The 24,826-nt window shown below is 46.3% G+C and carries 27 protein-coding genes; 11 read left to right on the top strand and 16 right to left on the bottom strand.

All coding sequences use genetic code 11. The features are described from left to right. Positions 1–24: 24 nt before the first annotated feature. On the bottom strand, positions 25–660 hold the full coding sequence (locus Y696_RS08605; protein ID WP_121510277.1) for a cyclase family protein: 636 nt from the start codon (positions 658–660) through the stop codon (positions 25–27). Positions 661–838: 178 nt separating this feature from the next. On the opposite strand from Y696_RS08605, the gene Y696_RS08600 reads away from it, so the two are divergent. From Y696_RS08600 to Y696_RS08585, 4 genes are all read left to right on the top strand, one after another. Next, positions 839–1,216, top strand: a complete 378-nt coding sequence (locus Y696_RS08600; RefSeq protein WP_014731310.1) for a hypothetical protein — start codon at positions 839–841, stop codon at positions 1,214–1,216. Between the two features lie 139 nt (positions 1,217–1,355). Further along, positions 1,356–2,258, top strand: a complete 903-nt coding sequence (locus tag Y696_RS08595) for an HD-GYP domain-containing protein (RefSeq protein WP_121510276.1) — start codon at positions 1,356–1,358, stop codon at positions 2,256–2,258. Positions 2,259–2,424: 166 nt separating this feature from the next. Further along, positions 2,425–3,369: a pyruvate kinase gene (locus tag Y696_RS08590; RefSeq protein ID WP_014731308.1), complete on the top strand. Its 945-nt coding sequence runs from the start codon at positions 2,425–2,427 to the stop codon at positions 3,367–3,369. After that, the gene (locus Y696_RS08585; protein ID WP_121510275.1) at positions 3,362–5,515 is read left to right on the top strand and encodes a Tex family protein; all 2,154 of its coding nucleotides are present in this window, start codon (positions 3,362–3,364) and stop codon (positions 5,513–5,515) included. Before Y696_RS08590 ends, Y696_RS08585 begins: the two co-directional genes overlap by 8 nt. 143 nt (positions 5,516–5,658) lie before the next feature. Here the strand turns inward: Y696_RS08585 and Y696_RS08580 are convergent, their stop codons facing one another. After that, positions 5,659–6,312 carry a YggS family pyridoxal phosphate-dependent enzyme gene (locus Y696_RS08580; RefSeq protein WP_121510274.1) on the bottom strand — a complete coding sequence of 218 codons (654 nt, stop codon included), beginning with the start codon at positions 6,310–6,312 and terminating at the stop codon, positions 5,659–5,661. A gap of 116 nt (positions 6,313–6,428) precedes the next feature. Here Y696_RS08580 and Y696_RS08575 point away from each other — a divergent pair, with 116 nt between their 5' ends. The 3 genes from Y696_RS08575 (at position 6,429) to Y696_RS08560 (ending at position 8,696) form a co-directional block, all read left to right on the top strand. Continuing rightward, a complete protein-coding gene (locus Y696_RS08575) occupies positions 6,429–7,223 on the top strand; it encodes a hypothetical protein (protein ID WP_121510273.1) in 795 nt (264 codons plus the stop codon). 72 nt (positions 7,224–7,295) lie between these two features. Continuing rightward, positions 7,296–7,916 carry a hypothetical protein gene (locus tag Y696_RS08570; RefSeq protein WP_121510272.1) on the top strand — a complete coding sequence of 207 codons (621 nt, stop codon included), beginning with the start codon at positions 7,296–7,298 and terminating at the stop codon, positions 7,914–7,916. Positions 7,917–8,027: 111 nt separating this feature from the next. Beyond that, entirely contained in the window at positions 8,028–8,696 is a 669-nt protein-coding gene (locus Y696_RS08560; RefSeq protein ID WP_259459899.1) for a hypothetical protein, read from the top strand. Positions 8,697–8,803: 107 nt separating this feature from the next. Here the strand turns inward: Y696_RS08560 and Y696_RS08555 are convergent, their stop codons facing one another. The 12 genes from Y696_RS08555 to Y696_RS08500 form a co-directional block, all read right to left on the bottom strand. Further along, positions 8,804–9,571, bottom strand: coding sequence for a prephenate dehydrogenase (locus Y696_RS08555; RefSeq protein ID WP_121510271.1), 768 nt, complete (start codon positions 9,569–9,571; stop codon positions 8,804–8,806). Continuing rightward, positions 9,568–9,927 (bottom strand): chorismate mutase, encoded by a 360-nt coding sequence (gene aroH / locus Y696_RS08550; RefSeq protein ID WP_006488387.1) that lies wholly within the window; start codon positions 9,925–9,927, stop codon positions 9,568–9,570. The genes Y696_RS08555 and aroH overlap by 4 nt, the downstream gene beginning before the upstream one ends. Then, entirely contained in the window at positions 9,924–10,376 is a 453-nt protein-coding gene (gene aroQ / locus Y696_RS08545; RefSeq protein WP_006488389.1) for a type II 3-dehydroquinate dehydratase, read from the bottom strand. The genes aroH and aroQ overlap by 4 nt, the downstream gene beginning before the upstream one ends. Next, positions 10,373–11,860 carry a bifunctional shikimate kinase AroK/3-dehydroquinate synthase AroB gene (aroB, locus tag Y696_RS08540; protein ID WP_014731304.1) on the bottom strand — a complete coding sequence of 496 codons (1,488 nt, stop codon included), beginning with the start codon at positions 11,858–11,860 and terminating at the stop codon, positions 10,373–10,375. The genes aroQ and aroB overlap by 4 nt, the downstream gene beginning before the upstream one ends. Next, complete coding sequence (gene aroC, locus Y696_RS08535; RefSeq protein ID WP_121510270.1) at positions 11,808–12,935, bottom strand: chorismate synthase; 1,128 nt, start codon at positions 12,933–12,935, stop codon at positions 11,808–11,810. Before aroC ends, aroB begins: the two co-directional genes overlap by 53 nt. Beyond that, positions 12,932–13,714 (bottom strand): shikimate dehydrogenase, encoded by a 783-nt coding sequence (locus tag Y696_RS08530; protein WP_121510269.1) that lies wholly within the window; start codon positions 13,712–13,714, stop codon positions 12,932–12,934. Before Y696_RS08530 ends, aroC begins: the two co-directional genes overlap by 4 nt. After that, on the bottom strand, positions 13,711–14,970 hold the full coding sequence (aroA, locus tag Y696_RS08525) for a 3-phosphoshikimate 1-carboxyvinyltransferase (protein ID WP_121510268.1): 1,260 nt from the start codon (positions 14,968–14,970) through the stop codon (positions 13,711–13,713). The genes Y696_RS08530 and aroA overlap by 4 nt, the downstream gene beginning before the upstream one ends. A gap of 17 nt (positions 14,971–14,987) precedes the next feature. Beyond that, positions 14,988–16,004, bottom strand: coding sequence for a 3-deoxy-7-phosphoheptulonate synthase (gene aroF / locus Y696_RS08520; protein ID WP_121510267.1), 1,017 nt, complete (start codon positions 16,002–16,004; stop codon positions 14,988–14,990). Between the two features lie 361 nt (positions 16,005–16,365). Next, positions 16,366–17,082: a GNAT family N-acetyltransferase gene (locus Y696_RS08515; RefSeq protein WP_121510266.1), complete on the bottom strand. Its 717-nt coding sequence runs from the start codon at positions 17,080–17,082 to the stop codon at positions 16,366–16,368. Positions 17,083–17,168: 86 nt separating this feature from the next. Continuing rightward, positions 17,169–17,525 carry a DUF4345 family protein gene (locus tag Y696_RS08510; protein WP_006488403.1) on the bottom strand — a complete coding sequence of 119 codons (357 nt, stop codon included), beginning with the start codon at positions 17,523–17,525 and terminating at the stop codon, positions 17,169–17,171. A gap of 50 nt (positions 17,526–17,575) precedes the next feature. Next, complete coding sequence (locus tag Y696_RS08505) at positions 17,576–18,187, bottom strand: TMEM175 family protein (protein ID WP_014731298.1); 612 nt, start codon at positions 18,185–18,187, stop codon at positions 17,576–17,578. Positions 18,188–18,199: 12 nt separating this feature from the next. Continuing rightward, positions 18,200–18,826 carry an NAD(P)-dependent oxidoreductase gene (locus Y696_RS08500; protein ID WP_099773092.1) on the bottom strand — a complete coding sequence of 209 codons (627 nt, stop codon included), beginning with the start codon at positions 18,824–18,826 and terminating at the stop codon, positions 18,200–18,202. A 277-nt stretch (positions 18,827–19,103) separates the two neighbouring features. On the opposite strand from Y696_RS08500, the gene Y696_RS08495 reads away from it, so the two are divergent. From Y696_RS08495 to gpmA, 3 genes are all read left to right on the top strand, one after another. Continuing rightward, positions 19,104–19,499, top strand: coding sequence for a hypothetical protein (locus Y696_RS08495; RefSeq protein ID WP_236609133.1), 396 nt, complete (start codon positions 19,104–19,106; stop codon positions 19,497–19,499). 35 nt (positions 19,500–19,534) lie between these two features. Next, on the top strand, positions 19,535–20,356 hold the full coding sequence (locus Y696_RS08490) for an aminoglycoside N(3)-acetyltransferase (protein ID WP_014731296.1): 822 nt from the start codon (positions 19,535–19,537) through the stop codon (positions 20,354–20,356). A 98-nt stretch (positions 20,357–20,454) separates the two neighbouring features. Beyond that, positions 20,455–21,201 carry a 2,3-diphosphoglycerate-dependent phosphoglycerate mutase gene (gene gpmA, locus Y696_RS08485; protein WP_121510265.1) on the top strand — a complete coding sequence of 249 codons (747 nt, stop codon included), beginning with the start codon at positions 20,455–20,457 and terminating at the stop codon, positions 21,199–21,201. A gap of 59 nt (positions 21,202–21,260) precedes the next feature. Here the strand turns inward: gpmA and Y696_RS08480 are convergent, their stop codons facing one another. Further along, a complete protein-coding gene (locus Y696_RS08480) occupies positions 21,261–22,607 on the bottom strand; it encodes an FAD-dependent oxidoreductase (protein ID WP_099773090.1) in 1,347 nt (448 codons plus the stop codon). 90 nt (positions 22,608–22,697) lie between these two features. Here Y696_RS08480 and Y696_RS08475 point away from each other — a divergent pair, with 90 nt between their 5' ends. Continuing rightward, on the top strand, positions 22,698–23,933 hold the full coding sequence (locus tag Y696_RS08475) for a radical SAM protein (protein ID WP_121510264.1): 1,236 nt from the start codon (positions 22,698–22,700) through the stop codon (positions 23,931–23,933). On the opposite strand, the gene ylqF is transcribed toward Y696_RS08475, so the two are convergent. Beyond that, positions 23,903–24,739 carry a ribosome biogenesis GTPase YlqF gene (ylqF, locus tag Y696_RS08470; RefSeq protein ID WP_121510263.1) on the bottom strand — a complete coding sequence of 279 codons (837 nt, stop codon included), beginning with the start codon at positions 24,737–24,739 and terminating at the stop codon, positions 23,903–23,905. The genes Y696_RS08475 and ylqF overlap by 31 nt on opposite strands. Positions 24,740–24,826 lie beyond the last annotated feature (87 nt).

Below are 24,826 nucleotides of genomic sequence, written 5' to 3'. Positions count from 1 at the left end.
CCCTTCTGCCGACTGTCCGAATCCTCAAGGGTCTCCTCCCTGTTTGACCGCGGCAAAGATTCGGGCTATAGAGGAATCAGCATGGATCTTCAACGGAATCGCGAAGATTTCCAGTTCTTTCGAATTCGACAGGTTTTCAAGACCGGTAAGATTCTCTGCGATGAAGCAGCCTCCACGGAAAAGAATTCTGTGGATATCGTAAGGGTATCGATCCGGAGAAGATGAGTCGAAACCAACCATTCTCGTTTTACGCTTTACCAGAAATTCGGCCAGATCGGAAGTCAGGTATGGGTTCTTCAAGAAATAGTCCTCGCTACCAAACAGGGAATCCCTTCCAGTCCAGAAAAGAACAACCGAGTCTTCGGAGATCGCTTCTTCATACTGCGGCTTAATTGTTATCTCTGTTTCGCCCCTCACATCTAGGAGAACTCCCTTGCCTATAAGTCTATCGATCTCGATCTGATCTACATAGAGATTTGATTGGGTGAGATGCATGGGACCGTCTATATGGGTTCCCGAGTGCATACTTATTTCAAGTCTGTGGTTGTTGTATCCATCTTCGCTCAAGGCTCTCGACCTGTGGAGCCTCGTCTGATCATCACCTGGATAGACCGGCTGATTGTCTTCGATTACTCTTGTAAGATCGACATATCTAGTCAAAGCATCACCTCGCTATTATTATACGAAAATACAGCAACTACAGAATAGCACAGCACAGGCTTTACAGAGCGAAACAAATCAAAGGTAGTTTTCTAATAATGAAGGAAAGATCTTTATTTGAAATCAATAGATTATATGATATGATTGATACATTCGAAAGAAAAAGGAGGAGATTTGTATGAGAAGAATTCTTGCTTATCTATTAGTACTCCTCTTCGTTGTGTCGTCTGCATCGTCTCTAATCGGTTCTTCATTGGACGTAGCGAAGGAGATAGCGGAATCGGCAAACGAGCGGATCGAATCGCTAATTGAGACCGCCATAGAGAAAGCAGAGTGCTTTACAGAGCGTTTTGAAGAAACCGGTCTTTCTCTGGAGGCCTATGAGAATCTGATCGACGATCTGGGGAACGATCTCGTGAACACGGCTCTACGCATTTCACAAAGTGCCATTGAGAAAATCGAAGAGATCGGTTACAATGCTATTTGTTACTATGTGCCGGTAAAACTCGGTTACAAGATCTTCATGGTCGATCCCATTCTGATAATCGACGACTAGAAGGGCCAAATAAACTAATCGTGCCAGAAATGCCGTAGTCATCTACGGCATTTCTGATTAGCTAAAACCTTCAGAGTATATGTGATACACTGTATTTGAGCATTAACGTATTCTATAGGCTTTATTTTTGGGGGAAGAGATGGAAGGTTTCAAAGTTTGCAAGTCAAGCGAAACCATCGAAACGGTTGCCCAGAAGAATTCTTCGCTCTCTCTGCTGGCTCACGGCGATGGCGTAGAGATTTCGATGTATGAATTGCGCTCCGGAGTTGTAACGTTCCTGGATACATTTTCGGGCGGGGACCTGCTCGAATTCTACTACATCATAGAGGGAACCATTTCGTGCAATTACTCCGAAAAAGAAGTCAATTTAGGACCCGGAGATTACTTTTATGCCCACAATCTCAAGTCTCCTGTCGAACTAAAGCCCCAGACGGACGTTAGGTTGCTTCATGTATCTTCAAGACCGCTGTTCAAATACATAAGCAATAATATGGCGGTAATGAAGGATATTCTTTCCAAAGTGGAGATTAAAGACTCATACACTCATGGCCACGGAAAGAGAGTGAGAGATGTTTCTCTGGCAATTGCAAGAAAACTTGGCGTTCCTTCAGAGAAACAGGAAGTTATTGCGATGGGAGCTTTGTTCCATGACATCGGAAAGATTGAAATAGACGATTCGATATTGAAGAAACCCTCTCGATTGAGTAAGGAGGAGTTCGAGATAATCAAGCTTCATCCAGTTACTGGTTGCGAGATGGTTAAGGGGAACTTCCTTGAAGAGACCCAGGACATAATAAGGCATCATCACGAGCGACTTGACGGGTCGGGCTATCCCGATGGGCTGAAGGGGAGCGAATTATCTCTGGAGGCTAGAATCGTCGCCGTTGCAGATTCATTTGACGCCATGACTTCAAAGAGACCGTATAGAGAGGCGATGAGCTGCAATGAAGCCCTTCAAGAGCTCAAGTCCAAAGCCGGCTTGCTGTACGATTCCAAAGCCGTCAAGGCTCTTGAGGAATGTATAGACGAGGGCCTAATATAGCTGCAACCGAGCATGAAAATCCTTTCTTTCCCGACTTCTTTCCGCAGAGTAATCGACTAAATAAACATCAATTCACATACTGGCTGGAAACGAGATGTTTCATCGTTTTGAAAACGCTGAGTTCTCAAATCCCGTTGCTGATATAATCTCTTTAGAGGTGATCTAGATGGGAGAGTTTTCAATCGTTGCTACAATAAATGAACGTAGACTTCTCAAGTCGATTGAAATGTCGGGAGCATCGGCCATACGTTTCAATTCCTCTCACGTTTCTCTTGAAGAGCTTCAAAAATTCATCTCTTACTACGAGGATAACTGTGCTCTTCCTCTGTATATCGATCTACAGGGTGCCAAGCTTCGGCTGTCCAGAAGTCAGCCGATAATGGAAGTGAAGGCTGGTGAACAGGTTGTTCTTGGCTGCCGGTCCTCTCAACTAAGAAGCATAGCGGTTGATCCCAGAACCCTTTCATACCTCTCTCCCGGAATGAGGGTCTCAATAGAAGACGGCAGGATTGAACTGCAGGTACTCAAACTCGAGGCAGATTTTGCAAGAGCTATGGTTCTGAGAGGCGGCGTTATTCGACCGGCCAAAGGTATGAATATCTCTCCCCATCCGATAAACCAGATAGAACTCTCCTCGAGAGATTCTGACATCGTGCTTGCCACAAGGAAGTACGGCTTCGTTAGATATGCGCTCTCCTTTGTTTCCAGTCCAAGCGAGGTAATCGAACTGAAGGAACTCTCCGGAAGAGAAGTAGCTTCCAAGATCGAAAGAGAGCTGCCGTTTTCCAGAATAGAGGAGATCTCGGCTTCAAGTGACGAGATCTGGTTCTGTAGAGGTGACCTCGGAGCCCAGCTAGGGGCGAGAGGTCTCGTGGATTTCTATGCATTCTTCTCGGATAATCTCCGTAAACTCTACAAACCTGTGCTCATGGCTGGTGAAGTTCTTGAACACATGGTAGATGCACCCTTCGCCACCAGGAGTGAGCTTTGTCATCTAAAGGACATTCAAAGGCGAGGATTCGCGGGAGTGGTTCTCTCAAACGAAACGGCTTACGGTTCCTTCCCGATAGAGACCATAAAGACGGTTCTGGAGGTCACATCGGATGAATGAAATTGTAACAGACATTGCTAACTCGCTCTCTCTACCGAGATGGAAAGTGGAAAGTGCCGTTGAATTGCTGGAAGAAGGAAAGACTATACCATTCATTGCCAGATACAGAAAGGAAAAGACCGGTGAATTGAACGAGATACAGTTAAGAGAAATCTCCGATGCACTTGAATATGCAAAGAAGCTTCGTTCCAGAAAAGAAGAAGTTCTCAGAATCATAGAAGAAAAGGGCAAACTCACTGAGGAACTGAAAGCCGCCATCAATGATGCAAAAAACCTTCAGCTGGTTGAGGACTTATACCTTCCCTTCAAATCGAAGAAGAAAACCAGAGCGGACAAAGCGAGGGAAAAGGGGCTACAACCGCTGGCAGATTTCCTGAAGACATCAAGGATCAAGGACGAAACCTTTATCGTTACTTTTGTCAATACCGAACAGGAGATATTTCAGATAGAAGAGGCTCTAGAAGGAGCCAGGGATATTCTCGCCGAAGAGTTCTCCCTGGAGATATCCGTGAGGGAAAGGCTGAGAAATCAACTTAAGGAAAAAGGGACAATCAGAAGCTCTCATTCAGATAAGCAGGACGAGCGCGAGGTTTACAGGGACTACTACGATTTTTCTCAACCGATCTCTAAGCTGGCCGCTCACCAGATTATGGCTCTTTTCAGGGGAGAACGGGAGGAGATTCTCTCGTTGAAGCTGGAGTTACCCTTCGATATTCTGCCTTCTCTGAGAGACTCGATAGGGTGGAAAGAGTATCTTGCTTACTATGAAGAACTGGTAGAGGCTTCGTCGGATTCTTACTCTAGATTGCTCATGCCTTCTATTGAACGAGAAGTGAGAAACATGATAAGAGAAGAGGCTGAGGGAAGGGCGATCCATGTTTTCGCCAGAAATCTCAGGGATCTCTTCCTCCAGCCTCCTCTCGGGGAAAAAGTCGTAATGGGTATCGACCCGGGTTACAGGACAGGATGCAAAGTGGCGGTAATTGGAAAGGACGGCTCTCTTCTCTATCATGATGTGATATATCCGACCTCACCTCAGAACGACTACATAAACTCTTCGATGAAAGTGGTTCAGGCCATAAAAACCTTAGAGGTTGAACTCATATCTATCGGCAACGGTACAGGTTCCAGGGAAACAGAGGCCTTTGTAAGCAGACTGATAAAGGAGCACAAACTTCCGGTCAAATATATGATTGTAACGGAGTCGGGCGCTTCGGTCTACTCGGCCTCAAAAGTTGCGATTGAGGAGTTCCCGAACGAAGACGTAACAACAAGAGGAGCGATCTCGATTGCGCGGAGGGTTCAGGACCCAATGGCCGAATACGTGAAAATCCCTCCGGAGGCTATTGGTGTCGGCATGTACCAGCACGATGTAAATCAGTCGGAATTGAAGAAGACGCTCGACAGAGAGGTCGAATCCGTTGTGAATCTAGTAGGCGTCAGTCTAAACACCGCATCGGAACATTTACTCAAATACATATCTGGATTGAACTCAAGAGCGGCCTTGAACATTGTAAAACACAGGGCGGAAAACGGAGGGTTCAGGAACAGAAAGGAACTGCTGAAGGTCTCCGGTCTAGGCCCAAAGGCCTTCGAGCAGGCGGCCGGTTTCTGTAGAATCATCAATGGATCAGAGGCTCTCGATGGGACTTCCGTTCATCCCGAAAGTTATGAGATTGCCAGGGTTATCCTCAAGAGCGCTGGCTTCAACCCTGAGGAGTTGTTCACGAGGAAAGAAGAAGTCTCGGCAAAACTCGACGGGATCGATCTCGACGCTTTTTCTAAGGATAAGGGATTCAATCCGATAACCGTGAGAGAAGTTGTAGGCATGCTGAAAAAGCCGGGTTTGGACCCCAGGGAGGAACTCGAAAAACCGATCCTTAGAACGGATGTCCTTTCAATGGAAGACCTGTCCACGGGGATGGAACTGGAGGGGACTGTTCGAAATGTCGTAGATTTCGGAGCCTTTGTTGACATAGGGGTCAAGCAGGATGGGCTTATTCACAAGAGCAAGATGGGAAGAAGGGTTAGAGACCCTCTCGAGGTACTGAGCGTGGGCCAGATTGTGAAGGTAAGGGTCCTGGAAGTCGACACGAAGAGAATGAGGATAGGACTTGAACTTCTCTCAAATGCCAGCAGCACTTGATCTTCATAGGCTGAAGACTTTGTGAAGCCCTTTGTTCGCATCTAATCTTTCTAGGCATTGAACCTCTGAATCTCGAAAGAAATCCCGCGAAAGATTGACCCTGTTGACTCCCTATCGCAACCGAGATCAGCTGGCCAGAATCATTATTGTCGCTCTCCGAAGATAATCGTTCCCAGTCTAACCATATTTGAACCCTCTTCGATCGCTACCCTGTAGGAATTGGACATTCCCATCGACAGGTACTTCATCTCGACTCCTTCGATCTTCTCTTTTGAGATCTCTTCGAAAAGTCTTCTCGTAAGCCTCAAACTAGGTCTTATCTCTTCAGGATCCTCTGTGAAAGGCCCCATAGTCATTAGACCGACCACCGCAATATTCTTGAGCGGTGAGATTTCGGTTATCAGCTGTAGAACATTTTCCGGCAAGACACCGGCCTTGTTCTCCTCCTTGCCGCTGTTAACTTCGACCATGACCGGCATCTTCTTACTAAGGTATGAACATCTCTTGTCTATCTCCTCTGCGAGCTTGAATGAATCTATGGTCTGAATTATATCGAATATCTCTATGGCCCTCTTCACTTTGTTTCTCTGTAAGTGCCCAATACAATGCCATCTAGCTTTGTTGCCTATGGCTTCGAACTTTCCTTCTGCCTCCTGAACGTAGTTCTCACCGACATCTTTCAAGCCACTTTCCAGAATCTCCAAAATTTCTGAAGCGGTTCTCGTTTTCGATGCAGCTACAATTGTAACATAATCAGGTATTTCACTTCTCAGCCTTTTCACATTCTCAGCAATCATCTTCGGACCCCCTTTTAGTAAATTATATTGCATCGAATCCCATTGTGTTTGAGCTAAGACGAAAGTCGTGATATTATTCAAATTGCCGGGGTGAATACTCAGTAGGAGATGGTGTTATGAGTAAGGGCATCGCATGGTTATTGGTTGTATTGATTTCGGCGGCTGCAATCGTTAATCTCGCAACAACAGTTATTACATCAAACAAACTCTTGGAAGAGATTTCGACAGTTCGCACCGACCTTTTCACTCTCAAATCGAGAGTTGCCTCTCTCGATACAGTTGTATCCGATATTCGAAACCGAATCGAGCAATCCGGTGATGTTGTCAAATCGGTTCACTTCACCAGATCTTCGACAACTCTTGAAAAAGTAGCACTCAAGGCCTCAGTTACTCTTTCTGAATTCACTGAAGGAAGTCAGTTGTTTCTCAATATAATCGATGAAGATGCAGAGGTTCGTTCTTATGAGCTCAAATCAGAGAACGGTGTCTTTACTGCCATGATCGAGCTCTTGCCTGGTGAAACATATCACGGTCAGGTTAGAGTTATAGATGGAAACAAAGAGACATTGAGCAACGAATTTGCCATTCCTCACGATCTTTACAACGTTCAGCGCTATCAACTGCTTGGACATGCCTGGCTTCTTGAAACGGACAAGATCCACTACTCATTTGATCTCTACACGCACTATTGCAGAGATGAAGAGCTTAGAATTTCTGAAGTGGCAATAAAGGTTGTCGAAGGACAGGATACGAGAGAGACTCTCTTTCTACCGTTAGGCAATTCGCAGGAATTAGCAAAAACTGTCTATTATGAGGCCGATAGAGACGCATCACCAACTTTTGTAGCAGAAATAACCTATGGCTTTGGAGAGTCGAAGACTGAAGAGGTGAAGATAAATTACCATTTCTGACAATTAGAGTCAAGACTTTTGTTTGATAATCTTCCCTGCTTGGATACAATCTCAATATAGTAGGTGAGTAGATTGCAAAGACGAGAATGGCTTGAAAGATATAGAAATGATGTACTTGAGCAAACCTGTACCGGTTTAGAAATAGACAAGTCGCAACTGCAGGACTTTATTCTTAGGATGACTGGCTTTCTTGAAGAGTCGAACATTATCGCCGATTTTGGCTGTCATGCACAGGACTTCTGGCCCTTGTTGAGAGAAATGAAACTGAGAGTTGTGGGCGTTTCCTGCAGTAAGGCTATAAAACAGACGCAGGGAATCCGAGTCATGAACATTGGGTTTTCAGACTTTAATTTTCTCGGTATCTTTGAGGGGTTTGTCGCCTCAGGAATACTTCAAAACCTCCACCCCGAATTATGGTCAAAAACGCTTCTAAGGATCTCTCGATCCGTTAAGACCAGCGGTGTAGGACTCCTGGTAACCGGTATAGGCAATGAAAAAGAGTCAAAAAAGAGATGCGAGACTCTTAAGAAAAGCGGCCTTCCCGTCGTCATTGGCGAGTATATAGATGACGACGGGAACTACAATTTCAGACCCTTGAAGAGTTGGTACGATCAATGGCTTAAAAACGCAGGCTTCTACGTTTTCAGAGAAGAGATGATCCGGGATACTGTCTACTCGCTCATAAAGAAATAGAGAAGATCTTCCATGTCTTGCAAAGAGATCAGAGCTCACTATTTTGGAGACCAGTGCCCCTGAAATTCACTGGCTCTTGAACAGGCAAGAATAGCTGCCGACTCTCTCGGCTTGAATTTTGTAAAATTCGATCTCTCGGGAACTATTTCCGATCTTCCCTTATTTTTCCCCTTTACTTTGATTTACAGTGATCTAAAGATCGCCGGTCCAGTTCCTTCTGACTTTATTGTTGACGTACTTGAAGGGCGAAAGACGGTTAGACCTTTCGGGGATGCAAAGAGAAGACCCACGAAAAACTGTGATCGGATTGAAACACTTTCAAGGGAGTCGTTGAGGGATGCGTGCCTTGTGTGCACTAATGGAACGGGAAATGGCTCCGAAAAAATCGGCTGGTATGAAGGTTTTAACGGTAGAGACAGCCTATTCGGCTTCGTTTCTTATGCCAAAGAGATACCTGTAGCTTTCTTTGAAGTCATGCCCTCGCTTCTTTCTCCATACTCGATCCCGAAATCCCTTTCAACCGCGCTCATCTCGTGTATCTACAATTCACATGACTCCACATACGATTATCGTTCCGAGCTTATTCAGCTTTCCGTTGAAGAGTGCAGAAAACGCGGTTTCGGCAGTGTAGAAGCTCTATCTGGGAAGAAAAGCTCATTTCCGAACGGGCCGGCAAGCTTTTTCCTTCAAAACGGATTCGAAGACCTGGAAACTGTCGATAGCTCCGTAATAATGTTCTCCGGAAGAGACGATATTGATCTCCTGATAAGAAATCTGTGATTATCCGATGTTTCAGAGAAACTATGCGGGAGTTCGAGTACATCAAGAAACCAACGAGACCGTATCATATAGCTCCAGACACCTCTTTTCAGAGAAACTCTTCGTTCCTAATATCCCGATATCAGTTCTTCAAGCTTACTGAGATCCCCCTCCTCGATTGCAGTTCTTATGTCATGGAGATAACTCTCCGCTTCCTCCAGCGACGAGGCGATATTCCTGCCATTGAATCTCGCCATATCGAGAACCATATCCATGTTCTGTCTTCCAAGCCTTGAGGTCGAAGCGTAACCGGGTCCGGAATACTTCTCAAAATCACCACCCAGTCTCAGAAGAGTTCTCGAAAGAAAATAGGCTGTTTGGCTTATTCTACCGACTATATAATCGTGCCTCTCTGGCGGGAGGTATTCGGGAGAAGACCCCAGTTCAGATACCACCATCAGCACAAGGTCAAGGTCCTCTCCGGTTGCGAACTCTCCCGGAGAAAACAGGAATACGCGGCCATCGAACATAGATTCGTCCCAGCCGGCCGGACCCTTGTGTACGTTGCCGGCCATGGGATGGCCGCTTATCAATCTTATCTTCCTGAGTCTAGCTATCTCCTGGAAGGGTTGCATTACGCTCGCAACATCAAATACCGGGCCGGTGAAATCGGCCGACAGTAGCAGCTCCTCTTCGGAGTTCATTGGTAGTGCGATAACGGTCAGGTCCCCTGGCGTAAAGGCATCTGAAGATACTTCAATGCTTGGATCCTTCTTCCTAAGCATCTCTGTTGTCACAACATTCTGGTCAAAGATCGAAACCCTATGGCCGCGCTTCGAAAGCCTCAATGCAATCGATCCCCCGATCGAACCGGCTCCTATTATGTGGACCTTCATGCCTTCGAATCTCCTGCCTGCACCTTGTCGGGCCGGAGATTTTTAGCTCGTCGCAGATAAACGAAATTCTTCGTCTCCGACTCACAGTGGAGAAGCACTCTGATAATCCCCCCGGGAGAGTTTTCAAAGGAGGCTTCATATAGGCACAGAAGCGCAACATCGCTTTGATTGAACACTTTTCTGAAAGCAGTCGCTGGATTGTATGAAGTTATGTCATTAGTTACGGTAAATATCACGGAGTGCAGTTCGGTGATCTTATTCCTGCTGAATATCTCCTCCATGAGTTCAATCACGGAGTTTCTTATCTCTTCAGGGCAATCTGCTTCAATAGATGTTGCTCCCCTTATAGCTTTCACTCTGTCGCCTCCCGATCTGTTAACGATTTAAGATGTGAAACTGCATATTCTATCGCAAGCAAGTATCCATTCAGTCCAAGTCCTGCGATCGTTCCGCTGCATACCGGAGAGATAACCGACTTGCTTCTGAACTCTTCTCTGGCGAAGATGTTTGAGATGTGGACTTCGATTTTGATCCCTCTAAACAATTCAAGCGCGTCTCTTAGCGAGTAGCTGTAATGAGTTAGTGCACCTGCATTTATAACGATCGCATCATAGTCAATGTTATGAATCCTCTCTATAAGGTCTCCTTCGTGATTGGACTGGAACAATTCACTTGAAGCCCCGCTTTCCAGGCACTTTCTTTCGATGGCTTCACTAAGTTCGCTGTATGTGAAGCTACCATACAGACTTTTTTCTCTCATTCCAAGCATATTGAGGTTTGGCCCGTTCAATATAAGTATTTTCATACGACCACGGCCAATAGATCATCTAGTCTCACCTTTGCAAATTCAAAGGAACCTGGCTTCCTTACGAGAGGAATCTCTATCTCCATGCTCTCCGAGGTCGTTGCCTTCTTATCATTTCTAAGTAATCTTAGAGCATCTTCGACAGGTAGCTGTGGGAAATCAAGACCGACGATTTCGGATAGCGTTTCCGAGACTTCTCTGTACATTTCCTCATCTATAAGGCCTAGATTTGCGAAGTAGTGCATCTCTCTTTCCAGCCCCCACGCCACCGCCATGCCGTGCGAAACTCCGGCTAATGGCTCGTAGAGATGCCCCAGTGTGTGGCCAAGATTCAGAATCCTTCTCATTCCTGTTTCACGCGTATCAATCGCCACTATTCTATCCTTCTGCCTTACGGCTTCTTCCAACATCTCACTCAGGGCTCTCAGATTCCTATTCTTCAGGTCTCTGCATCGGCTCTTGAAATTCTCATACCATCGGCCCGTGATAAGGAATATCTTGAAGGCCTCTACCAGGCCTTCTTCAAACCGTCCTTCGTCCATCGAAAGCGTTACTACTGGATCTATGATTGTCTCATAGGGCATATAGAAGTTGCCGACAACATTCTTGCATCCTTCGAAATTCAGCCCATTCTTCCCGCCTATTGAAGCATCTACTTGAGCAAGAAGAGTCGTTGGATATAGGGTTATTGGAACACCTCTCTTAAATGTCGAGGAAGCGAATCCAACGAGATCCGTTACGGTTCCTCCACCTGCACCGACCACCATGTCACTTCTAGAAACTCCTCGATCCATTAGATATTCATAGATTTGAAAAAGTGTATGAAATCCCTTTGCTTCTTCACCGTCATCTATGGAAAAAGCCGAAGAGGGAATCCATTCGGAAAAGATCCTTTGAACCCTTTTTGAGACTACCGTGTTCGGCATCCTACCTATGGATTTGAACCCACCCGGGGATATTGAGACAGGGTGAGAACTGCTATTAAGTGTCTTTCTTTCACCGGCGGCGATTTTCATAGATATCGCTGCAACGGTCTCCCACTGTGTTTGACTCGAAGTATCAACGGAAGGAAACTGCTCATAGAGCTCCCTTCGTTCTTCCCAAATCCTGAAAATGCTTTCCTTCCCTTCCCTCAGTAGAGGGCGACCCTTCACACTTACCCTTCTGTATAGATCGGCTGGAGGAAGTCTGAGATAGATGGAATTCTCTCCCTTTAATGTCTGACGGTTCTCATTATCCAGTATTACACCCCCTCCCGTCGATACGACAATCTCGTCGCTCCGGACTAGCTCTTTCAGAAGGTTCTTCTCCAGTCTTCTGAATTCTTTCTCACCCTCTTTCTCAAAAATCTCACTTATGCTCATCCCCTTAGCCCTTTCGATCTCCGAATCCATATCTATGAATTTTTTGTCGAGAACCGAAGAGAGGATTCTACCTATCGTGCTCTTCCCCGAACCCATCATTCCAATGAGGAATACTCTCATCCTTCACCCTCCTTTTTATCGAGCAGAAATCACCATTTCCAAATCTTTCGAGAATCGCCTCAAGTAACAAGAGCGCAAGCATAGACTCTCCTACGACTGCAGCCGCCGGAACGGCTGTAGTGTCGGAACGAACGTAAGGAGTCTTTGTCTCATTCAAGTCGCTCAAGTCAACGGAAGAGATTCCCCTCCTCAACGAAGGGATCGGCTTCACGCTTGCCTCAACAACGATTCGTTCGCCGTTTGATATCCCACCCTCGATACCGCCGGCGTTATTCGTCTGCCTGAAAACTATCCCGTCTTTGATGTAAAGCTTATCGTGGTATTCGCCTCCTCGAAGGCTCACATCGGGATTTCCAATGAATATACCCTTAACGGAGGGAATCGCCATGAAGTGCTTCCCGATTCTCGAATCGAGTCTTTCAAAGAGACTGCCATATCCGCCGGTCCCCGCCGGTATCCCATCGGCGATTACAACAAATCTTCCCCCAAGGGTTTCCCCAAGCTCCCTTGCCGTATCGATCTCCTTCAACATCTCTCGGTAGGCGATTTCATCGTGGCAAAAAACCGAAGATCTAAGATCCCTCGAAATCCATTCTCTCCATGAGGGGCGTTCACAGCTGACGTTTCCGATCGCTATGACTGAACTGCACACGGTAATTCCAAGTTCATGAAGAATCTGAGACGCGACCGAACCGATAGCCGTAAGTGCTGCAGTCCATCTCGCACTGCTTCGCTCTGCATAAACCGCCAGATCATTCAGTTTGTATCTCGTCCACGCAGCATAATCGGAATGTCCGGGCCTTGGGATGCTTCTCACGCTATTCTCGGCACTGGAAACCTTATTCTCTATCTCAATCAGAAGAGGGGCACCAGTCGTAAGGTCCTTCCACAGACCCGACTTCACGATTGCCCTGTCCTGTTCGCCCTTCATCCTCTCTCCCCTGCCATAGCTCTTCTGCCTTCGCTGTAGCTGTTTATTTATCTCTTCGATTGAAAGAGAAACACCAGAGGGCAACTCCTCGATAAGCCCGAAGACGCCGCTGCCATGAGAGTCTCCGGCTACGGTAAACTTCATTGCATCACTTCCCAGAACGCCTTTTCGAAGACCTTGCCTGAAGGCAGACCCCATATTCTGAGATTCTCGAGAGCTTGATGAAGCAGCATCTGTCTTCCGTCAAGAACGGTTTCCACTCCGCAGTTGTATGAAAGCTCGATCAAGGGCGTCTTCCAGTAGATCAGATCGTAAACGAGGCTCTTGCCGTCCAGTTCTTTAGAGGTGATCCCCGTTTCCTCTCCATTCATTCCAAGAGAGGAAGCGTTAACTATACTCATGCTCCTCGAAGCAACCTCTCTGATTGACTCAATTGGAAAGACACCAACTTCAAACCGCCCTGGCATCTCGAACTCCTCTTTGATCTTCTCCGCCCTGGAAAGCGTTCTGTTCAAGAGTTCTATCCTCTTCACGCCCGCTTTCCTCAAGAAAAAAATCACTGCCCTCGCAGCACCTCCGGCTCCAATAACCATTACAGGCTCCTCTATCGATCTCTCGAGCAAAGGCTTACCAAAACCGACCCAGTCCGTGTTATACCCCATTCCCTCGAAGACGCAATTTACTGCCGAGAGCGGAGGTTCAACCTGGCTGACCACGTAAGCGATAACCTTCTCCTTGAAAGGGATGGTAACGTTGAACCCGTGAAAATCCTGAACAACTGAAGCTATCTTTTCTGCGAATTCATCTGGAAGAATGTCAACTGCCTCGTAGGTTGCATCGATGCGCATTCTTTCGAAAAACCGTCCGTAAATGGCCGGCGATAGACTGTGGGAAACTGGATGTCCAATTATGCATAACTTCACTGACAAACCTCCTCGAGTGTTTCGAAGAACCCCGGAAAGGAAACATCGACTGCTTTCGAATCGCCTACCTCCACTCCTTCACCGCTCAGCAGTCCGGCTATTGAGAAAAGCATCGCAATCCTGTGATCACCATAAGAGTCGACCTTGCCTCCCGTTATTCTTTGAGGACCTTCAACGCTAAAACCATCTTCATATTCAAGGATCTCTACGCCAATTCTTCTGAAGTTCTGAACGGTAACGGATATCCTGTCCGACTCTTTCTTTCTCAACTCCCCGGCCCCTCTGAGAGTCGTTGTGCCTTCCGCAAAAGCTCCGGCAAGCGCAATCAGCGGAAGCTCATCTATCATTGAAGGAATCAAATCACTTCCAACATCCACTCCTCTAAGGCGGGAAGTCCTGGCCACGATTGCGCCAACCGGTTCTGGCAAGCTCTCTTCAATCTCCAGCTCGATGTCTGCACCCATACTCATGAGAAGTCTTAGGAATCCGGTCCTCCCTTGATTCAGTCCGACATTTCGAATCGTCACCTTGCCATTTTCATGAAGAACCGCCAGAACTATCAGAAAGGCGGCCGATGAAACGTCCCCGGGAATCGAAAACCGGATCGGTAGAAGCTCGCTCTTTTCTACTTCAACTCTCTTATTACTTACACTGATTTTGGCACCCATTGATCGGAGTAGTCTCTCTGTGTGGTCCCTGCTGCAGTGTGGCTCAGTAACGGCCGTAGTACCTTCCGCTTGAATCCCCGCCAGCAAAATCGCACTCTTGACCTGAGCGCTGGCAACTGAGAGAGAATGCTCAGATCCGCTCAGCTTTCCACCAGTTATACACATTGGAAGAAGTGAATCCTGGCGGGCCGATATGCTTGCCCCCATCTCTTTCAAGGGTCTAACGACTCTCTCCATTGGCCTACCTGACAGAGAATCATCTCCAAAGAGAACGTGAAAACCTTCCTTTCCCGAAAGAACTCCGGCCATCAGTCTAGCGGTAGTCCCGGAATTCCCACAGTCAAGAGGCCTTAACGATTCTTTCCACGACGCCAAAGATATTTCCATTCTGTCGAAGCCGCCTCTGAAGTTCCCTCCAAGTTCGCCGATTATTCTAAACGTCCTCAGAGTGTCTTCGCTTTCAAGCAGGTTGTGGACGACACTAACGCCGCTACTCATAGAGCACATCATTAGAGCCCTGTGAGAAATCGATTTATCCGGAGGTACAGCAATTTCTCCGACAACTTTCTTTGAAGGTAGTAACCTCATCTTTTCCTCCCAACCTATCAAGTGAGCGAAAGCTCTGTGGCATCGGCCAACTGTTCGAGACTATTCATAAGCTTTTCAAATTCGCCGAAACTGAGACTCTGTTTGCTGTCCGAAAGAGCCTTCTCCGGCCTTGGGTGAACCTCTACTTCGATACCATTTGCCCCGACAGCCAGAGCTGCTCTGGAAAGTGGTATTATCAAGTCTCTTCTCCCCGAGGCGTGGCTCGGATCCACGATGACCGGCAGAGGCGATTGCAGCTTTATTAGAGGTACGGCAGAGATGTCCAGCGTGTTCCGCGTGGCCGTCTCAAAGGTTCTGATTCCCCTTTCACAAAGGATTATCGACATGTTTCCCCTCGATGCGATGTACTCTGCTGAAAGGAGAAGCTCTTCGACCGTATTCATGAAGCCCTTCTTCAGAAGAATAGGCTTTCTCTTTTCGGCCACTTTCTGTATAAGCTGAAAGTTCTGCGAGTTTCTCGCGCCAATTTGCAGTATGTCGCTCATTTCACTCACGGCTTCAAGCGTCCCTTCGCCAGTTACTTCGGTCACCGTCTTGAGGCCATAATGATCTGCGGCCTCTCTCAAGTATCTCAAGCCAATCTCTCCGAGACCTTGAAAAGAGTACGGGGAAGTCCTCGGCTTGAAGGCTCCCCCTCTAATTACCCTAACTCCCATTTCCGAAAGAAAGGCTGCGCTCTCTTCCATCATAGGTCGATCTTCAATCGCGCATGGACCGGCCATGACTATGAACTTGCCTTCTCCAACAGACAAATCCCCGATCTCCACTGAGATATCTTCACTGTGAAACTCTCTCGATACGAGCTTGAAAGGCTTAAGAACACGTACAACCTGCTCAACACATTCAAGAGCCTCAAAGCGTTCCACCGACATATATCGGTCGTCTCCAATCACACCTATTACCACTCTTTCCAATCCTCTGGAAACATGACAGCTGAGATTCAGACTCTCAGAAAGAGACTCCACTTGCTTAATCCCCTCTTCGCCGGTACCTCTCTTAAGAACGACTACCATCTCACCACCCCGCATTCCTGTTGAAAAAGAAAAGGGTCTCCGGATTGGAGACCCTTTCATATCTTTCATCCGGAGTAAATGCAAGAAGCACTTACCCGGAGTTAATCACTCACAAGCAAATGCTTCTGTTGTTATAATAATAAGAATATGCATTTATCCAGGAAAACCTGAAGTCTATCATTTACTCAACTCCCCGCTGGTATGAAAGGATTCTACACTTTTGTCTTCTACCGTGTCAAATCCTAAAGCTACAATTCGATCTCTAATTAGAAGAAGTTCTGACTTACAGGTTACAATATCAAGGACAGATGATCACTCACCGGAAGAGCCCCTGTCACTTCTATCTTTCACCCAAGAAAATCTAACCTTTGTATGAGTATTCCTGATCTACAATGTACTCTCTAAACCCCAGAGCGCGAGAAACCTTAAGCGATCCATAGTTCAAGACGTTATGCCTGTACTGAATCAATTTTTTGTTTATGACAGCCCACTCGCTCGCTCTAGAACCAAGAGCCTTGCCCAGACCGAGCTCTCTGAAATCAGGCATCGTAATTATACCGATATCTGCAATTTCATCCCAAACAATTATGCTGGAAACCGCAACGATTTCGTCTTCGTACAGGGCTCCGAAAACGGCAACATGATCAAGCTCTACAAACCCCTCGGCCAGATCCTCCCTGGTGCACTGGTTTCTGAAGCGATAGAATGCCGTTCTGTCCCCTTGATTGAGCCTTCTTACACTGAACTCGGCGGGCGGGTAAAAAGGAACGTAATTTGAAGGATTGAGATATTTGATGGAAGTCTTCTTCAAAAGAAGAAACGAGTCTCGAATCAAATCGGCCAAATAATCGCCGGGATTCTCATCCTGGGTTTCTATAGACTTGAAAACATCTTCTAGCAAGGGATCGTATAAGATGACTGTCTGCCTTTCAAAGCTCAGTTGCTCGATCCCGCCCTTTCCTCTCTTGCTCTCATCGGGAAAAAAGAAATACGTTCCAAGAAAAAATCTATCGGATGAAAAACCCAATCGTTTTGACCATGCTTCAAGTATTGCCCTTTTCAGATCTTCCTCTCTCAATTTCTTTTCCTCCATTTCTTCAGTCGAGCTCACAAGGGTAGGGATTCTTTGCATAAAAAAACCGACCTAAGTCGGTTTTTATAAGTTCATACACGAATCACCATAATTAGACCAAAAGCCATTTCAACAAGAAGGATAATTAAATTGGTGAACGTGAATGACTTGTCCACAAACATTGATAAAATCCGCGTTGCCGCGATGAACAAATAAACTATTCCCAGAAAAATGAAGGCAATCGTTGAGCCAAGGAGAATTATTGGAGCCACTCCCAGCCCTATAAAGGTTCCCCCCATAATAGTCTTTACCTCGGTTCTCCCTCTTGAATTGCCGGTCGAAAACTCGGCAAGTTTTGCGTAGGATTCAGGTCTCAATACTATATACACACCGGTTACGGCAGTTAGAACCGCAACTATAAAACGAATAATGGTGAAAGCTATTTCCATCGCCCCCTAGATTATGGATATATTCTAGCAATTATTTATGTTCCGTAGTATTACCTGCGGATAAAGAACACCCTGAAAAATATGACGAGATAGACAAGGTTGCTCCAAACGGGAGTAAACACCGAGACCGCAATACCGAGCAAAGGAACAATTACATGAAAGATGTAGACTTTTCTATAGTAGATTAAATTTGAATCATCTATTGCATCTTCACGGATCAGATCCTTGTTATTCATCAGATACTGCCACTGAACTAGAGCGATTGTCTCAAGTATCAAGATATCTAAGTGGAAGAGCACCTCTGCAAATTCATACTCGCCGTAATCTCCCAAAAGGGATGTAGTGAAAGGAATCGTCGTGACGAAAAAGAGATTGAGCATGTTGAGCCAAAGGTGTTTGTAATCGGTCTTATTGAGAATGTGTGTTCTCCTTATAGTCGAGATCCAGATCGATCCAATAACGAAGAAGGATATGAAGTAGCTCAAAAACTGATAACCCTTGCTCATGATGTTCTGAACAAGTTCGCTTTGGCTCGTGACCTGACTTCTGCTTGGTACTTCGAGTGATAGGACGAGAATAGTCATGGCAATGGCAAAAACACCATCGGTAAGTGCCTCCAGCCTGTTAATACGTATTTCCGAACCGGGGCTTTCTCTTTTCAAGATAACTCCATTCTAATAGGCTATTCCAACTCTCTTCTGAGAGTACTCAGAGGTGAACAACTGTTTGAAGGCAAATTCAGCGACATCCTGAACCGAAATCTTCACTCCATTTTCTGGAAGGAAATCGGCAGAAACCCTGTAACTCTGGTTGCCCTCCGAAAAAGTCATGAATGGAGGACATACGACAACCCAATCCAGTTCAGAAGTCTTGAGGATTTCGAACGCGTCCAGAAATTCTCTTGAAGATTTTTTCAGGTACTGAGGATAGTTGGGAGAATCGAGCCTTAGCTCTCTAGGGGAAAGCTGAAGAATCCCGGAATTCGCGATCGTGACTATCTTGTTTACCTCGGTTTCTCTTGCGCCACTGACAATATTTCTCATAGCTACTGCCAGGGTATCGTTGACACTGCCTGAATTGTCTGGACCGAGGGCACTGATTATGGCATCCTGACCTCTTATTGCGTCCCTTACACTCTGACTGTTGAAGACGTCCCCCTGGAAGATCCTAAGATTCTCTTTTCTTACGGTCAACTTTGAAACGTCTCCAACGAAGACTGTGACTATATGATTTTCGCCTAAGGCCCTATCTAGAATGACCCTCCCCACTCTTCCGGTACCACCAAAGATAATTATCTTCAAGGCAGTTTACCCCCTTTCAACTATCTCTATAACAATAATATAGTCTCTCATGTCCAAAACCAAATGGATATAGTGAATGCGAATCTAATATTTGAAAACGGAAAGCCATTAATTCTAGACATGAGGCTCATAATTATCCTTTCAATTATACATCGACTGAAATCGTCCTAATTAGACGTGATTACAGTCTCAAATTTCTGCTCTATCAGCGGTTCTAAGAACGACATCTCGGATTAATTCGGTTATAATTTATCTAATACAGGCTACTACGGAGGTAATGACTTTGACCCTTATCGATGTAGGTCGTTTTTTTACAATTCTGGGAATAATCGGGCTTGTGATCTTGACACTCTGCCTGGCTGGATTCGACGGCTACGAGAGTAAGACACTCTATGCCAGAGATTCGGGAAACAGCTTTGCCACCGTCTCACTCAGGCCGGGTCAGCAGCTTATAGCGCGAATGGACAAAAAAGTTATGATCGGCAACAACGCATATCTGGTAGTGGAAAGGGACGGGAAAGAAGTCGCCAGTCTCGCCGATGATTGGGAAGAAACGAAAAATGAATTGATCTTTGAAGGCGATGGTGAATACAATCTGAAGGTCATTTTTGAGGACTCTTCCGCAGACAGGAGAAGCGCCGAGATTGAAATAAAATGGTTGATCGCGAAATGATGAAGTTCATTGTGATCGATTTTCGGGAGTAGTAAATGAGTGAAGCAGAAGCAGTGAAGCTGAGCAATAACGGGCCGGTAACTACGAAGAGTCTTATCTCCAGTCTTAAACAACTTGGAGTCAAAAGGGGAATGGTATTGCTAGTACATTCTTCCCTGAGCAGGCTGGGCTGGGTATGTGGCGGTGCTGTTGCCGTAGTAAAGGCACTTGAAACAATTCTAGACGAGGATGGAACTCTTGTTATGCCGGCTCATTCCGGAGATCTAAGCGAGCCATCTAACTGGACAAATCCCCCTGTTCCAGAGAGCTGGTTCGACCCAATTAGAAGGACAATGCCTCCCTTCAACAGGGTCGAAACCCCCACCAGAGGAATGGGTGTAATCCCCGAGACCTTTAGAAAGATGAAGGGTGTTATCAGGAGCGATCACCCCCAGGTTTCTTTCGTTGCGAGAGGCAAGAGAGCCTCTTACATAGTAGATAACCACGAACTGGAGTTTGGAATGGGAGAGGGATCGCCTCTGGCCAGATTGTATGATCTCAATGCTTACATATTGCTCCTGGGGGTGAGCCATCGGAATAACAGCTCTTTACATCTTGCAGAGTACCGCGCCGATTTTCCATCGAGAAAACTTTGCAAAGATGGAGCCCCTATAATTGAAAACGGAAAGAGAGTCTGGAGAGAGTTCATCGACTATGAGCTTGAAACGGAAGACTTTGAAACGATAGGAAAAACTTTCGAAGAAGCCTTCCCAACAACTGTCAATAGGGGAGTGGTTGGATATGGAAAAGCAGTCTTAATTCCCCAAGTAGAACTGGTAGATTTCGCGGTCGAATGGATGACAAAGAACAGGAAATAAGACCGTGAACTATTGAATTTTCTTTCAAAAGATGGACCGATCTACCTCAGTTTGAAGAATAGTTTATAATGTAGGAGATATAAGGAAGGAGGAGAAAGATGACCAAACTCGTACTGGTAAGACACGGAGAAAGCACATGGAACAAAGAGAACCGTTTCACCGGCTGGACCGATGTTGATCTCTCCGAAAAGGGAAGAGAGGAAGCAGAGAATGCGGGGAAGGTGCTGAAGGCCGATGGATACGATTTCGATCTTGCCTACACTTCAGTTCTGAAGAGGGCAATAAGAACCCTTTGGTACATAATGGACGAAATGGATCTCATGTGGATTCCGGTGATCAAGGACTGGAGACTGAACGAGAGACACTATGGAGCCCTCCAGGGCCTTAACAAAGCTGAGACCGCCGCAAAACACGGCGAAGAACAGGTGAAGATCTGGAGGAGGAGCTACGATATTCGGCCGCCTGCGCTCGAAGAGAGTGACGAGAGATTTCCAGGTCACGACCCGAAATACAGGTCTCTTTCAGACGAGGAACTCCCCAGAACCGAATGTCTTAAGGACACAGTAGCAAGATTCCTGCCACTTTGGAAAAATGAGATATCCACACAGATAAAGTTTGGAAAGAAAGTACTGATAGTAGCCCACGGAAATAGCCTTAGGGCACTTGTCAAGTATCTGGACAATATCCCAGACGAGGAGATCGTAGGATTGAACATTCCGACCGGAATACCTCTAGTCTATGAACTGGATGACGGTCTAAAACCAATAAAGCACTATTATCTGGGCGACCCCGAAGAGATTGCAAAGGCACAACAGGCCGTCGCTAATCAGGGGAAAGCAAAGTGATATCCTTCAACATAAAAAGAAGCTACCCTAAAGGTAGCTTCTTCTATTTGTAGTGTTTCTTATTCCTTTCTCAAATTCATTAGAGCATTTTCAGCCGCTAAAGTTAACGGATAGCTAGTAGGGGCAGCCGTGAGTAGTGGATGGGAACCGATCTGCATCGTGAGGAAATCGTTCACGGTTATTCCTTTCTGCAAACCTAGCCCGATAATATTGATCATCTCTCCGACACTCTTTCCGCCTGCCATCTGGGCTCCAAGAAGAATCCCGCTCTCCTTGGAGAAGACCATCTTGACAAAGATTTCCGACTTGTCGGGAAGCGAACCGGGATGTCTGTCTATTCCCTTTGCAACCCCGACCACGTAATCAAAATTCTCCATCTTTGCTGTACACTCAGTAAGACCTGCAGCAGCGACCGTAAGCCCGGCCACCGAAGTGGAGAACACTCCAAGATTTCCGTGATTCTCCCTTACCATCTTTAGGCTGAAAAGATTCGAACCAGCCACTCTTGCCTCAAAAGCAGCTGTGGAGGCCAGCATCAGTCTACTGGGCTTTCTCGTGAAGAAGCACTTGTGTTCGACGCAGTCACCGGCTGCAAAGACGTCTTGAACACTGGTTCTCATGTATTCATCGGCCCAGATTCCACCGGTTATACCCCTGTGAACGGGGATGTTCTCCAGAAGCTTCACGTTCGGCCTGTACCCTATTGAAAGTATCACCATATCTGCTTCGATCTCTTCACCATTGTCAAGTACGACTCCGGAGACCTTGTCTTCTCCTTTGATCTCACACAGCTTCATCCCGGTGCGCAGTTTCATGCCTTTCTTTTCAAGTCTTTCGCTTACCATGGTTCCGAATTCCTTGTCAAAGGCCGCCATCAATATCTGGTCAACGGCCTCGACCAGATAGACTTCTTTGCCGTCGGAGAGGATCTCGTCTGAAACCTCAACTCCTATAAAACCTCCACCAACGACCACTACTTTCTTCGCCGATTTGGCGGCAGCGTATACACTCTTCAGATACTCTTTGTCCTTGGCTATGGTAAAGACACCAGGAAGCTTGCTGCCCTTTATTGGAGGAAATATCGGTTGTGAACCAGTGGCGATAACCAGCTTCTCATATTCGATAGACTCCCCACCGGAGAGCTTAACCATTTTGGAATCAGTGCTGATCTCATCAACTTCATCGAAAATAAAATCGATTCCCAGATCCTCAGCGCCTTTAATAGGCATGGTATTGGCATCTACAGTCGGAAGAGTATGGAATATGTAGGGAATTCCACAGGGGACTACTCCTTCACGTTCCCTTCTAATAACCACAATGCTCTTGTCGGGATAGGTCTTCTTTGCCGTCGTCGCCGTGACGATTCCGGCGGGACCTCCTCCCACTATTACTACGTCCTTTTTCATGTAACACCTCCAGATAGGATAAGATATATGCTCAGAACATATATTATATTAACACACTTTACGTACTAGAATGGAGCGGGAGGGCGAAAAATGGGTCTGGCCGAAAGAGTCATGGAACTTGGAAAAAAGCTGTTCAGAATACAAAACGTGGATGGTAGTGGCCCGATGGCCTTCGATTCATCTCCAGGGCTGTATATTCACGTGCCATTTTGCCCGGAGTTTTGCAGCTTCTGCCCCTACAACAAAATCAAATACGACTCTAAACTGACAAACAAATACTTGACGGCTTTGAAGCGCGAATCCGAACTACAGAGAGTTGGACAATTCAGTTCCATATACATAGGGGGCGGGACACCTTCTTATGACCTGGACCTTCTAAAGGGAGTCGTCTCCCATTTCAGGGAAATGACTGATGGCGAAATCGCTCTTGAAATCCACCCGGCAGATGTCTCCAGCAAGAGGCTTGAGGAAATAAGAGAGACTGGCGTTAACTTCGTTAGTCTCGGGATCCAATCCTTCGACGATTTCACTTTGAACTCGATGGGGCGAAGGAGACAGGATTCCGTCGTTTCGCTGAATTCGATAGCCGCGACTACTTCGGCGGGCTTTGACTTTGTTGACGTTGACTTGATCTTCGATTACCAGCTTGCGCGGAGAAGAATCGTAGAGGATCTTGAGACGGCTATTTCTTACGGCCCGGAACAGGTATCAGTCTATCCAATGATGCGTTTCGCAGATACGGCGTACAAAAACACTAAGAACGATCCCGAGAAGGAACTCGAGATTCTGGAAGAACTGGAAAACGTCGCTCTCTCAAAAGGTTATATTAGGGACTCACTCTGGACCTTCAAGAAGAGAAACGAAGGAAGAAAATACAGCTCTGTTTCACGCGAGTTCTTTATGGGAATTGGCACGAGCGCTTCTTCCTTTAATGGAAAGGAGTTTCGAACCAACACCTTTTCGCTCGATGAATACTACTCATTTCTCGATTCTGGAAAGCTTCCTGTCAGTAAGACAATCAAAATGGTGAAGTTTTCAGCGATTCTTTATTACTCTTTCTGGGCACTTTACGGTGGTCAACTAGATCTCCGCCGTCTTGAAGAACACTTCGGAAGGCTTCCGGTGAGGATGAGATATCTCCTTCACTCCGCAATAGCAAGGGGATATTTCCAAAGAGAGGAGGGCATCGTCAAACCAACCAGAATCGGCACGAGAAAACTGCACATAGTAGAAGAGTGGCTGACCTATAGCTTCATTGATCGCATATGGAGCGATTTGAGAAACAAAGCGAGAAATCACTCCGCTTCTGGCGAATCACTGGTGTAAAAGCTTTCAGGATCTTCGAAAGAGAGTCTGCCTGCCTTCCCGGCAGCGACCTCCCTGAGAAAAGTGTGGGCTCCTCTGGTAGTGTCGAGCGCCCCCTGTTTGGCAAGATAGTTTCTTCTTCTGCAGAACTTCTCGACAAACTCTTCTTGATTGGAGAATTCCTCACCGAGGTAATCCTCGAGGAGACCTTTCCCATACCTCTCGACAATTAGGGCAAGCACCCTTTCGAAGGCGTCAAGAGGGTCAAACTTCTCGTACGGTAGGGAACCAACCGCAAGAAGCTTCGTAGTTATGTGTGGAGATCGGAGATCTGAATATAGTATCCCCGGCGTGTCGAGAACTGCTATACTCTCCGAGACGTTTATCCACTGGACCCCTCGAGTTATTCCCGGCCTATTTCCAACGGCCAGTGATTTCTTGCCTTTGAGTCTGTTGATAAATGTCGACTTCCCAACGTTGGGCATTCCTACAACCATGAATCTCTTTTCGTAGAATCTGCTTTTCAATAACGGTACTATTTCTCTTATAATGAACTGCTTTGCGTCGGTCGATCTCAGCGAGGCTTCGACAACGTCACTTCCCTCTGACTTGAAATAGTCTCTCCACATCGAAGTGATCTTCGGATCGGCGAGATCGGATTTGTTTAGAACGACAATGCGCTGTTTCTTTTGAAACAATTTCTCTGCTTCATAGGCTCTGCTCGAAAGAGGGATTCTCGCATCGAGCAGCTCGACTATTCCATCAACCGATTTTATGTAATTCTGAATCTGTCTTTTTGCCTTCTGTATATGTCCCGGATAAAACATCTTATAACCTCCAGCGTGGATTATATCACGGTTCGGACAAGCGTTATCGGGTTGATATAATATATATGTACTTCAAAACAACACAAC

The sequence above is a fragment of the Mesotoga sp. H07pep.5.4 genome, assembly GCF_003664935.1.
In the GTDB taxonomy this organism is placed as follows: domain Bacteria; phylum Thermotogota; class Thermotogae; order Petrotogales; family Kosmotogaceae; genus Mesotoga; species Mesotoga prima.
This window is presented reverse-complemented; position numbering and strand designations above follow the sequence as displayed.

Excerpts from the sequence above, each read along its gene's own strand:
- Y696_RS08600 (WP_014731310.1), top strand. The coding sequence starts at position 839 with ATGAGAAGAATTCTTGCTTATCTATTAGTACTCCTCTTCGTTGTGTCG.
- Y696_RS08595 (WP_121510276.1), top strand. The coding sequence starts at position 1,356 with ATGGAAGGTTTCAAAGTTTGCAAGTCAAGCGAAACCATCGAAACGGTT.
- Y696_RS08590 (WP_014731308.1), top strand. The coding sequence starts at position 2,425 with ATGGGAGAGTTTTCAATCGTTGCTACAATAAATGAACGTAGACTTCTC.
- Y696_RS08585 (WP_121510275.1), top strand. The coding sequence starts at position 3,362 with ATGAATGAAATTGTAACAGACATTGCTAACTCGCTCTCTCTACCGAGA.
- Y696_RS08580 (WP_121510274.1), bottom strand. The coding sequence starts at position 6,312 with ATGATTGCTGAGAATGTGAAAAGGCTGAGAAGTGAAATACCTGATTAT.
- Y696_RS08575 (WP_121510273.1), top strand. The coding sequence starts at position 6,429 with ATGAGTAAGGGCATCGCATGGTTATTGGTTGTATTGATTTCGGCGGCT.
- Y696_RS08555 (WP_121510271.1), bottom strand. The coding sequence starts at position 9,571 with ATGAAGGTCCACATAATAGGAGCCGGTTCGATCGGGGGATCGATTGCA.
- aroQ (WP_006488389.1), bottom strand. The coding sequence starts at position 10,376 with ATGAAAATACTTATATTGAACGGGCCAAACCTCAATATGCTTGGAATG.
- aroB (WP_014731304.1), bottom strand. The coding sequence starts at position 11,860 with ATGAGAGTATTCCTCATTGGAATGATGGGTTCGGGGAAGAGCACGATA.
- aroC (WP_121510270.1), bottom strand. The coding sequence starts at position 12,935 with ATGAAGTTTACCGTAGCCGGAGACTCTCATGGCAGCGGCGTCTTCGGG.
- aroA (WP_121510268.1), bottom strand. The coding sequence starts at position 14,970 with ATGAGGTTACTACCTTCAAAGAAAGTTGTCGGAGAAATTGCTGTACCT.
- aroF (WP_121510267.1), bottom strand. The coding sequence starts at position 16,004 with ATGGTAGTCGTTCTTAAGAGAGGTACCGGCGAAGAGGGGATTAAGCAA.
- Y696_RS08510 (WP_006488403.1), bottom strand. The coding sequence starts at position 17,525 with ATGGAAATAGCTTTCACCATTATTCGTTTTATAGTTGCGGTTCTAACT.
- Y696_RS08495 (WP_236609133.1), top strand. The coding sequence starts at position 19,104 with ATGACTTTGACCCTTATCGATGTAGGTCGTTTTTTTACAATTCTGGGA.
- Y696_RS08490 (WP_014731296.1), top strand. The coding sequence starts at position 19,535 with ATGAGTGAAGCAGAAGCAGTGAAGCTGAGCAATAACGGGCCGGTAACT.
- gpmA (WP_121510265.1), top strand. The coding sequence starts at position 20,455 with ATGACCAAACTCGTACTGGTAAGACACGGAGAAAGCACATGGAACAAA.
- Y696_RS08480 (WP_099773090.1), bottom strand. The coding sequence starts at position 22,607 with ATGAAAAAGGACGTAGTAATAGTGGGAGGAGGTCCCGCCGGAATCGTC.
- Y696_RS08475 (WP_121510264.1), top strand. The coding sequence starts at position 22,698 with ATGGGTCTGGCCGAAAGAGTCATGGAACTTGGAAAAAAGCTGTTCAGA.
- ylqF (WP_121510263.1), bottom strand. The coding sequence starts at position 24,739 with ATGTTTTATCCGGGACATATACAGAAGGCAAAAAGACAGATTCAGAAT.